The sequence below is a fragment of the Streptomyces sp. PTL18 genome, from assembly GCF_059510295.1.
Window position 1 is genome coordinate 829243 of record NZ_JCAJZO010000001.1, and the last position, 13131, is coordinate 842373.

11 protein-coding genes are annotated in these 13131 nt (G+C 71.1%); 5 read left to right on the forward strand and 6 right to left on the reverse strand.

Annotation, left to right across the window (positions count from 1 at the left end; genetic code table 11):
* Positions 1 to 20: 20 nt before the first annotated feature.
* Positions 21 to 725 carry a CBS domain-containing protein gene (locus AC5WS8_RS03860; RefSeq protein WP_496101803.1) on the forward strand — a complete coding sequence of 235 codons (705 nt, stop codon included), beginning with the start codon at positions 21 to 23 and terminating at the stop codon, positions 723 to 725.
* A gap of 60 nt (positions 726 to 785) precedes the next feature.
* Here the strand turns inward: AC5WS8_RS03860 and AC5WS8_RS03865 are convergent, their stop codons facing one another.
* Positions 786 to 2507, reverse strand: coding sequence for a sensor histidine kinase (locus AC5WS8_RS03865; protein WP_496101947.1), 1722 nt, complete (start codon positions 2505 to 2507; stop codon positions 786 to 788).
* A 190-nt stretch (positions 2508 to 2697) separates the two neighbouring features.
* Positions 2698 to 3390 carry a response regulator gene (locus AC5WS8_RS03870; RefSeq protein WP_496101804.1) on the reverse strand — a complete coding sequence of 231 codons (693 nt, stop codon included), beginning with the start codon at positions 3388 to 3390 and terminating at the stop codon, positions 2698 to 2700.
* Positions 3391 to 3766: 376 nt separating this feature from the next.
* On the opposite strand from AC5WS8_RS03870, the gene AC5WS8_RS03875 reads away from it, so the two are divergent.
* From AC5WS8_RS03875 to AC5WS8_RS03885, 3 genes are all read left to right on the forward strand, one after another.
* Positions 3767 to 4150, forward strand: coding sequence for a hypothetical protein (locus AC5WS8_RS03875; protein WP_496101805.1), 384 nt, complete (start codon positions 3767 to 3769; stop codon positions 4148 to 4150).
* A 250-nt stretch (positions 4151 to 4400) separates the two neighbouring features.
* Positions 4401 to 7112, forward strand: a complete 2712-nt coding sequence (gene adhE, locus AC5WS8_RS03880; protein ID WP_496101806.1) for a bifunctional acetaldehyde-CoA/alcohol dehydrogenase — start codon at positions 4401 to 4403, stop codon at positions 7110 to 7112.
* Positions 7113 to 7292: 180 nt separating this feature from the next.
* Positions 7293 to 7745, forward strand: coding sequence for a pyridoxamine 5'-phosphate oxidase family protein (locus AC5WS8_RS03885; RefSeq protein ID WP_496101807.1), 453 nt, complete (start codon positions 7293 to 7295; stop codon positions 7743 to 7745).
* Positions 7746 to 7817: 72 nt separating this feature from the next.
* Here the strand turns inward: AC5WS8_RS03885 and AC5WS8_RS03890 are convergent, their stop codons facing one another.
* From AC5WS8_RS03890 to AC5WS8_RS03905, 4 genes are all read right to left on the reverse strand, one after another.
* Positions 7818 to 8735, reverse strand: coding sequence for a universal stress protein (locus AC5WS8_RS03890; RefSeq protein ID WP_496101808.1), 918 nt, complete (start codon positions 8733 to 8735; stop codon positions 7818 to 7820).
* Positions 8736 to 8806: 71 nt separating this feature from the next.
* Positions 8807 to 9586, reverse strand: a complete 780-nt coding sequence (gene pflA / locus AC5WS8_RS03895; RefSeq protein ID WP_496101809.1) for a pyruvate formate-lyase-activating protein — start codon at positions 9584 to 9586, stop codon at positions 8807 to 8809.
* Complete coding sequence (pflB, locus tag AC5WS8_RS03900) at positions 9583 to 11844, reverse strand: formate C-acetyltransferase (protein ID WP_496101810.1); 2262 nt, start codon at positions 11842 to 11844, stop codon at positions 9583 to 9585. The genes pflA and pflB overlap by 4 nt, the downstream gene beginning before the upstream one ends.
* A gap of 182 nt (positions 11845 to 12026) precedes the next feature.
* Positions 12027 to 12467 (reverse strand): pyridoxamine 5'-phosphate oxidase family protein, encoded by a 441-nt coding sequence (locus AC5WS8_RS03905; RefSeq protein WP_496101811.1) that lies wholly within the window; start codon positions 12465 to 12467, stop codon positions 12027 to 12029.
* Positions 12468 to 12644: 177 nt separating this feature from the next.
* Here AC5WS8_RS03905 and AC5WS8_RS03910 point away from each other — a divergent pair, with 177 nt between their 5' ends.
* Entirely contained in the window at positions 12645 to 13067 is a 423-nt protein-coding gene (locus tag AC5WS8_RS03910) for an STAS domain-containing protein (RefSeq protein WP_496101812.1), read from the forward strand.
* The last annotated feature ends 64 nt before the right edge of the window (positions 13068 to 13131 follow it).

Genomic DNA, 13131 nt, shown 5'->3' on the forward strand with positions numbered 1-13131 from the left:
TACGCCACGAAGGAGTCACCATGCACGGCACCCCGCACATCGTCAGCGACGTCATGTCCCACACGGTCGCCGCCGTCGGCCGCCGGGCCGCCTTCAAGGAGATCGTGCGGCTGATGCAGGACTGGAACGTCAGTGCCCTGCCCGTCCTCGAGGGCGAGGGCCGTGTGATAGGCGTCGTCTCCGAAGCCGATCTGCTGCCGAAGGAGGAGTTCCGCGACAGCGACCCCGACCGGGTGACGCAACTGCACCGTCTCGGCGACCTGGCCAAGGCGGGCGGGCTCACCGCGGAGGACCTGATGACGTGCCCCGCTCTCACGGTCCGCGCGGACGCGACGCTCGCGCAGGCCGCGCGGATCATGGCGCACGCCAAGGTCAAACGGCTCCCGGTGGTGGACGAAGTGGGCATGCTGGAGGGCATCGTCAGCCGCGCGGACCTGCTGAAGGTGTTCCTGCGGAAGGACGAGGAGATCGCGGAGGAGGTCCGGCGGGAAGTAGTCGCACACCTCTTCCCGGGGCCCGGGTCGGCTGTGCGGGTCGAGGTCCGGGACGGCGTCGTGAAGCTCGGCGGACGTGCCCGTGACACGGCCTTGGTGCCCGTGGCCGCGCGTCTGGTCCGGGCCGTCGAGGGTGTGGTCGACGTGGAGTTCGAGCTGACGCGTGCCGAGGAGCCGACGGAACCGGCCGCCACCCCCGCCAACGGCGACGAGAGCCTGTCCCCGGCCTGACCGACGACGTTCCGCGCCGCGGACGGCGCTCCCGTCACGCGCATCACCCCCCGGCCGCCCCTAGCCGTCCGCCACGGGCACCCGCCATATCAGCGTGGTGCCCCCGTCGGCCGGGCTGGTCCACTCGAGTTTTCCGCCCAGTTGCCCGGCCCGCTCAGCCATGTTGCGCAGGCCGCTGCGGCGACCGTCGGGAGGGATGCCCACACCGTTGTCGGAGACCGTCAGCCGCACCTCGCGCCCGTCGGTCTCGAGCCCGACCTCGGCTCGCCCGGCATGCGCATGTCGGGCGATGTTGACCAGGGACTCGGAGAGGACGGCCACCACATGGTCGGCGGTCTCCTTCGGCACCTCGGTGTCCAGCAGGCCCTCCATGCGCACACTCGGAGCGAAGCCCAGGACCGGCGCGGCCTCGCCGACCACCCGTACGACACGGGCCCGCAGACCACCTCCGGCGGGGCTCTCGTCGCGGGACCTGAGACCGAAGATCGTCGACCTGATGATCTTGATGGTCTCGTCCAGGTCGTCCACCGCGCGCAGCACGCGCTCCGAGGCCTCGCCGTGCTCGATGAACCGGCCCGCGCTCTGCAATGTCATGCCGGTGGCGAACAGCCGTTGGATGGCCAGGTCGTGGAGATCCCGCGCGATACGGTCGCGGTCCTTGAGCACGGCGATCTGCTCGGCGTCCCTGCGGCGTTCCGCCAGTTCCATGGCGACCGCGGCCTGCGCGGCGAATCCGAGCAACGGCTCGGTCTCCTTCTCGGAGAACACCGTCTGTCCCGACGCCCGGGCAAGCAGCACAACACCCCGCACGCTGTCGCCGGAACCGATCGGAACGGCCACCGCCGGGCCCAGTCCGGCGAAGCGCGACGCAGCGGCGGGGACGCCCTCCCGGCCGTCGGACGCGAGGACCTCCGCCGCCTCCCCACGGGAGACGTCCGGGTCGGTGACCGGCGAGGCGCTCGAGAAGGCGGATCCGATCAGGTTGTCGTCCACCGGCACCACGAGCCCACGGTGCGCCTCCGCCGTGTGTCCCAGAGCGAGTTCCACGGTGAGTGCGTCGGTGTCCTCCATGGGAACCGCGACCACGGCCAGTGCCGCGGAGGTGATCTCCCTGGCCCGTTCGGCGATCAGCCCGAGGACCTCACCACGATCACTGCCGGACATGAGGCTGTGGGTGATCTCCGCGCTCGCGCGCAGCCAGCGTTCACGCAGCCGCGACTCCTCGTACAGGCGTGCGTTGTCAATGGCCACGCCGGCCGCCACGGCCAGCGTCGACAGGACCGACTCGTCCTCCTCGTCGAACTGGGCCCCGCCCCGCTTCTCCGTCAGATAGAGGTTTCCGAACACCTGGTCACGTACCCGGATCGGGACGCCGAGGAAGGTGTTCATCGGCGGGTGGTGGGGCGGGAAACCGTACGAGGCGGCGTGCTCGGAGAGCTTGGCCAGACGCAGCGGTTCGGGATGCCGGATCAGCTCGCCCAGGATGCCGTGGCCCTGCGGGTAGGGGCCGATCCGGGCGATCTGCTCCTCGGCGACGCCGACCGTGAGGAACTCCGACAGCCGCTCGCCGTCCGGGTCGATGACGCCCAGGGCCGCGTACTCGGCCTCCACCAGGACCGCCGCGGCCTCCACGATGCTGCGCAGCGCCTGCTCCAGGTCCAGCTCCCGGCCGACCGAGAGCACCGCCTCCAGCAGGCTGTGCACCCGGTCCCGGGTGCCGCGGGCCGCGTCCAGGCGAGCCTGGAGCTCTTCCAGCAGCTCATCGAGCCTCAACTGCGGCATGCGTACACGGGCGCTCTCGGAGCCTCCCACCAGCGATTCCTCCAAGCCCTCAGCCCGTCGACGGCCGACCGTCCCTGTCCGGGCCACGCTATCCGCCCACGACAGCAGACGGTACGGGATCAGGCTCATTGGCCGGGGACGGAAGAGGACCGGGTGGTGAAGGAAGGGACGAACCGGACGGTCCGCGGACTCAGTGCCCTTCCTGCCGCTGCCGGTCCTGGACCTGGGTGGCGATGACGGCGGCCTGGATACGGCGCTCCACGCCGAGCTTGGCCAGCAGGCGGGAGATGTGGTTCTTCACCGTTTTCTCGGCGAGGTAGAGCCGCTGGCCGATCTGGCGGTTCGTCAGGCCCTCGCCGATCAGGGCCAGGATCTCCCGCTCCCGTTCGGTCAGGCCCTGCAGTCCGTCCGGCTGCTGCTCCTCCTGCCCGCCACCGCGGAGCCGGGCCATCAACTTGGTGGTCGCGCTGGCGTCGAGCAGGGACTGGCCCCCGGCCACGGTGCGCACGGCGGACACCAGGTCGGAGCCCTGGATCTGCTTCAGGACGTACCCGGAGGCGCCCGCCATGATCGAGTCGAGCAGTGCCTCCTCGTCGTCGAAGGAGGTCAGCATCAGGCAGGCCAGCTCGGGCATGCGCGAGCGCAGTTCCCGGCACACGCTCACACCGTCGCCGTCGGGCAGACGGACGTCGAGCACCGCCACCTGCGGGCGCAACGCGGGGACGCGCACCAACGCCTGCTCCACCGTGCCGGCCTCGCCGATCACCTCGATGTCCGGTTCGTCGTTCAGCAGGTCGCGTACACCACGCCGTACCACCTCGTGGTCGTCCAGCAGGAAGACCCGGATCGGGTTGCCGGCGCCGGGCCGCTCGCTGTCCGCCATCAAACTGCTCCCTGGTTCCATGTTCCGCACCGATGTCCGCTCGTCGACGGAATCGGCCCTCCGTGCCGGGATCCTCCTCGGGTCCGGGCCGAAGGGCCAGGGCCGGTCGGCCCTGTTTTCCCTCCGTAGTGTCCCGCGATCGGGACCTGGTGCCGCCCCGGGGCACGAAGCGGCCCGGCGGATCCACGTCGATCGGGTGTCACGCACCCGGCGGCTCCCGGGGGGCCGCACGGGTGCCGCACCGCCGGGAACCACGTCCGTCCACCGAACGGGGTGAAGGTCCTGTGGCCCGGCTCATGGGGCCTGACAGCCCTGGGCCCGGACCGGTGCCCGCAGAAGTCTGGACCCGCTGCGAAACGAGCAGAAGGAGTGGAACATGACTGCCAAGGACACCGGTGCCCGCGCCGCTGCCGACACCGCCGTACAGGTGCGCGGGGAAGGCGATGCGGACCAGGAAGCCGTCACGTACGTCCGGGAAAAGGTCGACGCGGTCCTCGGCCGGCCCGGAGTTCCGGCCGTGAGCGGTGAGGTGAGGGTCGCCAAGGCGGTGGCCCACCACGCCGAGCGGCCCTGGTCCGCCGGGGCCGAGCTCGTCGTGGGGAGCACCCTCGTGGTCGTGCATGCCCGGGAGGCCACGGCGCATGAACTGGCGGATCGCCTGCAGGACCGGCTGCGCGGTCAGGTGAACCGTGTCCTGCACCGCAAGGAGGAGGACCGCAGGTCGGCCACCCCGCCTCCGTGGCGCGGCGGCCGGGACTAGACCCCCGTGGTCCTCCTCTGCGAGCGCATCGCTGTTCCTTCGCATGCGGGTGGTTCCTGAGCCGGGCCGGGCCGCCGAGCCCGTCCGAACCGGTGCCGGTCAGCCCCCGGAAGGGACCATCGGCACATGGGATCGGGGGCGTGGCCGGGCGAGAGTGAAGGCGCGAGCGGCACCGAGCTCTCACGGTGCCGTTCCCGTCCGCACGCCGCCGGGCACTGTCGGCGGCCCTCGCCAACGGAGGCGCTCCCCCATGACCCGTCACGACGCCGGAACCCGGGCAACCGCAGTTGCCGACGCGCCGTCCGACATCGCCATAGCCGTGGACCAGCTGGTCACGAACGGGCTCAAGGCGCTCGCCGACTACGACGCCCTCACCCAGGAGCAGGTCGACCACATCGTCAAGAAGGCCTCGGTCGCCGCCCTGGACCAGCACACGGCGCTGGCCCGTCTCGCCGTCGAGGAAACGGGGCGCGGTGTTTTCGAGGACAAGGCGGCCAAGAACATGTTCGCGTGCGAGCACGTCACGCACAGCATGGGCCCGATGAAGACCGTCGGGGTCATCGCCCGCGACGACATCGAGGACATGATCGAGGTGGCCGAACCGGTCGGCGTGGTCTGCGCGATCACACCGGTCACCAATCCGACCTCCACCACCGTCTTCAAGGCCCTGATGGCCCTGAAGACCCGCAATCCCGTCGTCTTCGCCTTCCACCCGTCGGCCCAGCGGTGCAGCACGGAGGCGGCCCGCATCGTACGGGACGCGGCCGTTGCCGCCGGCGCGCCGGAGCACTGCGTGCAGTGGATCGAGACCCCGTCGGTGGAGGCGACCGGAATCCTGATGCGCCACCCCGGTGTCTCGCTGATCCTCGCCACCGGCGGCAACGCCATGGTCAGAGCCGCTTACTCGGCGGGCAAGCCCGCCCTGGGGGTCGGCGCGGGCAACGTCCCCGCGTACGTGCACAGGAGCGCGAAGCTGCGCCGGGCCGTCAACGACCTGGTGCTGTCGAAGTCCTTCGACAACGGCATGATCTGCGCCTCCGAACAGGCCGTCATCCTGGACGACGAGATCCATGACGCGGCCCTCGCCGAGTTCCGCACCCTGCACGCGCACCTGGCGACCGCCGAGGAGAAGGCCAAGCTGGAAGCCTTCCTGTTCCCGGCCGGCCGGGCGAACGAAGGCTGCGAGCCGAAGGTCAACGCCGAGGCCGTCGGGCAGAGCCCGGCATGGATCGCCGAACGGGCCGGTTTCACCGTCCCGGACGACACCTCGCTGATCCTGGTCGAGGCCGACCGGGTCGGTCCGGACGAGCCGCTGACCCGCGAGAAGCTCTGCCCGGTGCTCGCCGTGCTGCGCGCAGGCTCCGAGCAGCAGGGCTTCGACCTGGCCGCCGGCATGGTCGCGTTCCACGGCCAGGGCCACACCGCGGTCATCCACACCGAGGACCCCGCTCTCGCGGAGGCCTACGGCCGGCGCATGAAGACCGTACGGATCATCGTCAACGCTCCCTCCTCGCAAGGAGCCATCGGCGGCGTCTACAACAGCCTGCTGCCGTCACTCACCCTGGGCTGCGGCTCCTGGGGCCACACCTCGGTGTCCAACAACGTCTCCGCCGCCCAGCTCCTGAACATCAAGCGGGTCAGCACGCGCCGCAACAACCTGCAGTGGTTCAAGGTCCCGCCGAAGATCTACTTCGAGCCGCAGTCCCTGCGCTACCTCACCTCGATGCCGGACGTCCACCGCGTCACCGTCGTCACCGACGCCACCATGACCCGCCTCGGCTTCGTCGACCGTGTCAGCCGCGTACTGCAGCGGCGCCACGAGCCGGTCACGATCCAGATCATCGACAACGTCGAACCCGAACCGAGCATCGACTCCGTCCAGCGTGGCGCCCAGCTCATGCGGGACTTCCGCCCGGACACGATCATCGCGCTCGGCGGCGGCTCCCCGATGGACGCCGCCAAGGTGATGTGGCTGCTGTACGAGCACCCGGACATCGACTTCGCCGACATGCGGCAGAAGTTCTCCGACATCCGCAAGCGAGCCTTCCGCTTCCCGGTCCTCGGTACCCTCGCCCGCCTGGTGTGTGTGCCCACCACCTCCGGCACCGGTGCGGAAGTCACCCCCTTCGCGGTGATCTCGGACCCGGCCAACGGCAAGAAGTATCCGCTGGCCGACTACGCGCTGACCCCGAGCGTGGCCATCGTCGACCCGCTGCTCACGGCCGACCTGCCCCCGGCACTGGCCGCCGACAGCGGCTTCGACGCGCTCACCCACGCCATCGAGGCGTACGTCTCCGTGTACGCCAACGACTTCACCGACGGCCTCGCCCTGCACGCGATCCGGCTGATCTTCGACAACATCGCGGAGGCGGTGAACGACCGCGCGGGGCGGCCGGACGCACAGGAGAGGATGCACAACGCGGGCACCATCGCGGGCATGGCCTTCGGCAACGCCTTCCTGGGCATCGTCCACGCCATGTCCCACACCCTCGGCGCCACCTTCCACATCGCGCACGGCCGCACCAACGCCGTCCTGCTGCCGTACGTGATCCGCTACAACGGCACCGTCCCGGCGAAGCTCACGGGCTGGCCCAAGTACGAGAACTACCGCGCCCCGGAACGCTTCCAGGACATCGCCCGCGCCCTCGGTCTGCCCGCCTCCACCGCGCAGGAGGGCGTGGAGTCGCTGGCCTGCGCGGTGGAACGGCTGCGCGACGCCGTGGGTATCGAACGGTCGTTCAAGGCGCTCGGCGTCCACGAGCGCGCCTTCCTCGACGCGCTGCCCCAGCAGGCCCTGAACGCCTACGAGGACCAGTGCGCGCCGGCCAACCCCCGCATGCCGATGCTGGACGACATGCAGGAGATCATGCGCACGGCCTACTACGGGGACAAGCAGGGACGGCCGGACATGGACCAGGGCCGAACGGCCCTGGTCCCCACAGCCCCGGTGCCGGTCCAATGACCTGATCGAACCTGTCCGTGGCTCCCAGCCGGGTGCCACGGACAGGCAGCCACCCACGTCTGGAAGGGACGGCGCACACGCCGTACCGGCGCACCGGCCGCCATCACGGCGAAAGTCCGCGCGACAGCATCGCCGGCCCACGACACCCAGCACGAGCAACGAACCCGCATGGAAGCTCTCATGACCACCGATACCCCCCAGACCCTCCCCGTCGGGCCGCGCCGGAGCATCGAGCTGGACAGCGACGAAGCGTTGCGGTTGCTGGGCAGCGTTCCCTTCGGAAGGATCGTCTTCACCCGCCACGCGCTGCCGACCGTCCGCCCGGTCAATCACGTCCTGGACGACGGCGACATCGTCATCCGCACCCACGAGGGCGCGGCACTGACCGCGCGCGCCGGGCAGGCCGACGGCCAGGGCGTCGTCGTGGCATACGAGGCCGACGCCATCGATCCCGACACGCACCTCGGCTGGAGTGTCGTGGTCACCGGATACGCCCACCTGGTGACCGACTCCGAAGAGCTGGCCCGCTATCAGGCCCTGCTCACCCCCTGGGTGAATCAGGCCATGGACTACGCGGTGCGCATCCGCCCCGACCTGGTCACCGGCGTCCGTCTCACCGCCGCCGACGCCTGAGCGGCGTGAGAACCCTTCGGGGTTCTCACGCCGCGTTCAGCCGGAAGCCGGGTCTGCCCGCCCGATGGCCTGTCAATCGTGCGGGACCACCGCGACCGGCGCCGTTGCGTGGCGCAGCACCGCATGGGTGACCGGGCCGGTCGCAGCGCCGATCGGCGTCCGGCGCCGACGGCGGCCGACCACGACCAGGGACGCGTCGTGCGAGGCCTCCGCCAGATGCGAGCCCGCCTTGCCGATCACGGCCTGCTCTCTCACCTCGACCCCGGGGAACTTGTCGCGCCAGGGGTCCAGTGCCCCGGACAGCGCACGGTCCGTCCCCCCGGTGAGCTCGGCGTGCAGTTCGGCGTCGAGGTCGCCGCCGTTGTCGAAGCAGGGCAGCTCCGGGCGCCGGCCGTGGACGACGCGCAGCCCCGCCGCACGGCGGGAGGCGGCGTCGAAGGCGAATCCGATCACGGTGTCGTCCGGGGCCGCGGAGTCGAGGCCGAGGACGACGTCGCGGAACGGTGCGGCCCCGGATCCGCAGGTGCCGGGCCGGTGTTCGTCCTCGGGGCGTTGGCCGTCCCGTACGAGGACGACAGGACGTCGGCTGCCGGCCACGACGGCGAGGGCGACGGACCCCACCGGATACCCGGCGACGCCGCCCGGGCCCCGGGCGCCCAGCACCAGCAGGTCGGCCTCCTCGGCTGCCTCGAGCAGAGCGGGGACCGGCTCACCGGGAACACGGTCGACGGTGATCCGCAGGCCCGGGTGGCGCTGCGCGATCCTCGCTTCGGCCTCGCGCAGCATGCGGTCCGCCCAGCGGCTCTGCGCGTGGGGGTTCGGAGCCGGCTGGGGTGTCCCGCCCAGGGGCGCGTACGGGGACGGCTGCCGCCGAAGGGCGTGGACCAGGCGCAGCGGGACGTCGCGGAGCAAGGCTTCGCGAGCCGCCCAGTCGGCGACTGTGAGGCTCTGCGGGGAGCCGTCCAGGCCTGCGGTGACGGTGCGGGACATCTCGTCCTCCTTCACGGTTGCGAAATCGGTGGGGAAGCCCGGCGCGGCGGGCGTGTGCGGACGGTGCCGGGTCACAGAGCCCGCAGGCCGTGCTCCCGGAACTGCTCCCGCACCCGCTGCGTCAGCTCCGGGTCGGGCACGGGCGTGTCGCGCAGCGGGAAGTCGATGCCGAGGGCGTCGTACTTGTGGGCGCCGAGCTTGTGGAAGGGCAGGACGTCCACCCGGTCGACGTTGCCCAGCCCGGACAGGAAGGCGCCGAGGCCGTCCACGGCGGACGGGTCGTCGGTCCAGCCGGGGACGAGGACGTAGCGGATGTGCACGGGAGTGCCCAACGCGTCCAGGCGGGTCGCGAAGCTGAGCGTGGGAGCGAGGGTGCCGCCGGTCAGCCGTCGATAGGTGCCGATGTCGAAGGACTTGATGTCGAGCAGCACCAGGTCGGTGTCGGCGAGCAGCGTGTCGTCCGCACGGGCTCCGAGGAAGCCGGAGGTGTCCAGGGCCGTGTGCAGGCCCAGTTCCTTGCAGCGGCGGAACACCGCGCCGGTGAACCGGGACTGGAGCAGGGGCTCGCCGCCCGTGACGGTCACTCCCCCGCCCGCCGTGGTGATGAAGGCCCGGTACTTCGTGATCTGCGCCATCACTTCGTCAACGGTGGTCTCCCGCCCGTCGCGCAGGTGCCAGGTGTCCGGATTGGCGCAGTACAGGCAGCGCAACGGGCAGCCACTGGTGAAGAGCACGAACCGGGTCCCGGGACCGTCCACGCCCGTGGAGAGGTCCCAGGAGTGCACCCGGCCCGTGAGCCGTCCCGCCGCGGGGACCGCCTGCTCTGCCGCTGAGGTCGCCCCGGTGTTCACAGGGAACCGTGGAAGGTACGGCTGATCACGTCGAGTTGCTGCTCGCGCGTCAGACGGACGAAGTTGACGGCGTACCCGGAGACCCGGATCGTCAGCTCCGGGTACTTCTCCGGATGTTCCATGGCGTCCTCGAGCGTCGCCCGGTTCAGGACGTTGACGTTCATGTGGAAGCCGCCCGCGGCCATGTACGCGTCCAGGATGCCGACCAGGTTCGCCGCACGCTCGGCCGGGTCGTGGCCGAGGCCCTCCGGTGTGATGGTCGAGGTGAGGGAGATGCCGTCGCGGGCCTGCTCGTACGGCAGTTTCGCCACCGACAGGGCCGAGGCCGCCACACCGTGCCGGTCCCGGCCGTTCATCGGGTTCGCACCGGGTGCGAACGGCTGCCCGGCGCGCCGGCCGTCCGGCGTGTTGCCGGTGTGCTTGCCGTAGACCACGTTCGAGGTGATGGTCAGCACGGACTGGGTGTGCTCGGCGCCCCGGTGGGCGGGGTGCCTGCGCACCTTGGCCATGAAGGACTCCACCAGGTCGACGGCGAGGCCGTCGACGCGGTCGTCGTTGTTGCCGTAGGCCGGGTACTCGCCCTCGACCTCGTAGTCCACGGCCAGCCCCGTCCCGTCCCGGATCACCTTCACCCGGGCGTACCTGACCGCGGACAGGCTGTCGACGGCCACGGAGAGCCCCGCGATCCCGCAGGCCATGAAGCGGTGCACGGGGTAGTCGTGCAGGGCCATCTCGATGCGCTCGTAGGCGTACTTGTCGTGCATGTAGTGGATGACGTTGAGCGCGTCGACGTATGTCTCGGCCAGCCAGTCCAGCATCCGGTCGTACGCCGCCGACAACTGCTCGTACTCCAGGTACTCCGCCGTCAGGGCGGGCGTCTCGGGTGCGACCTGCTCGCCGGTGATCTCGTCCCGGCCGCCGTTGATCGCGTACAGCAGGGCCTTGGCGAGGTTGACGCGGGCGCCGAAGAACTGCATCTGCCTGCCCACCGCCATCGCCGATACGCAGCAGGCGATGGCCGTGTCGTCACCGGTGCGCGGGCGCATCAGGTCGTCCGACTCGTACTGGATGGAGCTCGTGTCGATCGAGACCTGCGCGCAGAACCGCTTGAAGCCCTCCGGCAGCCGCGGCGACCACAGCACCGTGAGGTTCGGCTCCGGGGCGGGACCGAGGTTGTAGAGGGTCTGCAGGAAGCGGAAGGAGGTACGGGTGACGAGAGGGCGGCCGTCGGCGCCGATGCCGCCGATGGACTCCGTCACCCAGGTCGGGTCGCCGGAGAACAGCGCGTCGTACTCGGGGGTGCGCAGGAAGCGTACGATCCGCAGCTTGATGACGAAGTCGTCGATCAGCTCCTGGGCCCGGGCCTCGTCGATGCGCCCGTCGTCCAGATCCCGCTGGAGGTAGACGTCCAGGAAGGTCGAGGTGCGGCCGAGCGACATCGCCGCGCCGTTCTGTTCCTTCACCGCGGCCAGGAAGCCGAGGTAGAGCCACTGCACGGCCTCGTGGGCGGTGGCGGCGGGGCGGGTGACGTCGCACCCGTAACCCTCGGCCATCCGCGCGAGTTCGCCCAGCGCCCGTATCTGCTCGGCGAGTTCCTCGCGGTCGCGGATGACGTCCGCGGTGGAGGACCGGCCGTCCAGCCCGGCCCGCTCGGCGCGCTTGGCCTCGATCAGCCGGTCGGTACCGTACAGCGCGACGCGCCGGTAGTCGCCGATGATCCGGCCGCGGCCGTAGGCGTCGGGCAGACCGGTGATGATCCCGGCTTTGCGTGCGGCCCGCATCGCGGGGGTGTACGCGTCGAAGACACCGTCGTTGTGGGTCTTGCGGTAGGTGCCGAAGACCTTGGTCACGAAGGGGTCGGGCTCGTATCCGTACGCCTTCAGCCCGTTCACCACCATCCGGAGTCCGCCGCCGGGCATGATCGCCCGCTTCAGCGGGGCGTCGGTCTGCAGCCCGACGATCAGCTCACGGTCCCGGTCGATGTATCCGGGGGCGTGCGAGGTGATCGTGGAAGGGGTGGCGGTGTCCACGTCGAGGATGCCCTTGCGCCGCTCCTCGGGGAACAGGGAGCTGACCTTGTGCCAGACGGCGAGCGTGCGCTCGGTCGGGCCGGCCAGGAACTCAGGACCGCCTTCGTACGGCGTGCAGTTGGCCTGGATGAAGTCGCGTACGTCGATCCGCTCGCGCCAGCTCCGGCCTGCGAAGCCACGCCAGGCCTCGGCGGATGCGTCCACGTCTGCGTGGGTTGCCACGGTCATCACTGCCTCCGCATCGTTCACGACACCGCACACGGACACCTTCCGTGGCGGCTCCGTCGACGATGCTTCCCGACGGCCACCGGGCGGGGCAGGGCCTGCGGGAACCCGTCGCGACGCCGTTCGGCCCCCGTCCCATGGGCCATTGGGGCCGTGTCACGGGGAGTGCGGCCGTGCGCCGGTGGTCAGGCGGAGAAGCGCACGCCGTACATCGTGCGGCCGCCGACGAGCTCGCGTCCGGTGACCAGTTCCGGCTCGATGCGCACGAAGACCTCCTCGGGAGAGGGCGCCCACGAGCGCGGGCCGATCCGCTCCAGACGTTCCGCCTCGGCCCGGTCCCTCACGACGGCTGCCCGGCCGGTGACGACGACGCTCCAGCCGGAGCGGGTGTCCGTGTCGACCGCGTCCGCCTCGAAGGCGACGACCGCGCCGTCGACCGCACGGGCCAGTTCGGAGTCCGCCGAGGTCCGCAGCAGCACGGCTCCGTCACTGTCCAGGCCGAAGTTGACCGGCACCACCGCGGGCAGCGCCTGGCGGGTGTGGACGACACGGCCGACCGGTACCGTCGCCAGCAGGCGCAGGCACTCCGCAGGACCGAGCTCGCGGAAACCGTCGTTCGCGTACATGGGCCACCCGTCTTTCGCCCGGTGGAGGGGGTCGGATTCCATGCTGAGCCCGGCGGCGGCCCCGGGTGAGGGGCCACCGGTCCCACTCTGACCGGAGAGCGGCCCGACCAGGCGTGACGGCCGAGCGGGGCCGAACGGCCCTTCCGGCGCCCCCCTCGGCCCCGATTTCCTCTCACCATGCCCGAAACCCTCATCAGGTCGGAAACCGGCCACACCGAACGCACCGTCGCCGGGACCACCGTCGTCGAGTTGCGCGGCGAGATCGACATCCTCACGGCACCGCCCCTGGGGGCACGCCTGGACGACCTGACGGCGGCCGTCCGCCCCGACCTCGTGCTGGACCTTCGCGCCGTGTCGTTCATCGACTGCGCCGGGCTGCGGCTGCTGTGCCGGGCACGGAACAGGACCACGGAACGGCACGGCCGGCTGCGCCTTGTGACGGACAGCGTCCAGTTCCTGCGCATAGTGAGCGTCACGGGACTGGACGGCGTCTTCGAGACGTACGGCCGCCTGCCGGAGGCCCTCGCCGCCGTTCCCGGCAGGGGGTGCCCCACCGCGGCGAGCGAGGGACGGGCCCCGGAACCACGGCAGGGGCCCTGACGGCCCACCGGCCTCCCGGACTCGTCCCCGATCGGCCCTCCAGTGGGCCTGGTCGGCCCGTGTC

Coding starts and splice junctions, on each gene's coding strand:
- AC5WS8_RS03860 (WP_496101803.1), top strand. CDS start 21: ATGCACGGCACCCCGCACATCGTCAGCGACGTCATGTCCCACACGGTC.
- AC5WS8_RS03865 (WP_496101947.1), bottom strand. CDS start 2,507: ATGCCGCAGTTGAGGCTCGATGAGCTGCTGGAAGAGCTCCAGGCTCGC.
- AC5WS8_RS03870 (WP_496101804.1), bottom strand. CDS start 3,390: ATGGCGGACAGCGAGCGGCCCGGCGCCGGCAACCCGATCCGGGTCTTC.
- AC5WS8_RS03875 (WP_496101805.1), top strand. CDS start 3,767: ATGACTGCCAAGGACACCGGTGCCCGCGCCGCTGCCGACACCGCCGTA.
- adhE (WP_496101806.1), top strand. CDS start 4,401: ATGACCCGTCACGACGCCGGAACCCGGGCAACCGCAGTTGCCGACGCG.
- AC5WS8_RS03885 (WP_496101807.1), top strand. CDS start 7,293: ATGACCACCGATACCCCCCAGACCCTCCCCGTCGGGCCGCGCCGGAGC.
- AC5WS8_RS03890 (WP_496101808.1), bottom strand. CDS start 8,735: ATGTCCCGCACCGTCACCGCAGGCCTGGACGGCTCCCCGCAGAGCCTC.
- pflB (WP_496101810.1), bottom strand. CDS start 11,844: ATGACCGTGGCAACCCACGCAGACGTGGACGCATCCGCCGAGGCCTGG.
- AC5WS8_RS03905 (WP_496101811.1), bottom strand. CDS start 12,467: ATGTACGCGAACGACGGTTTCCGCGAGCTCGGTCCTGCGGAGTGCCTG.
- AC5WS8_RS03910 (WP_496101812.1), top strand. CDS start 12,645: ATGCCCGAAACCCTCATCAGGTCGGAAACCGGCCACACCGAACGCACC.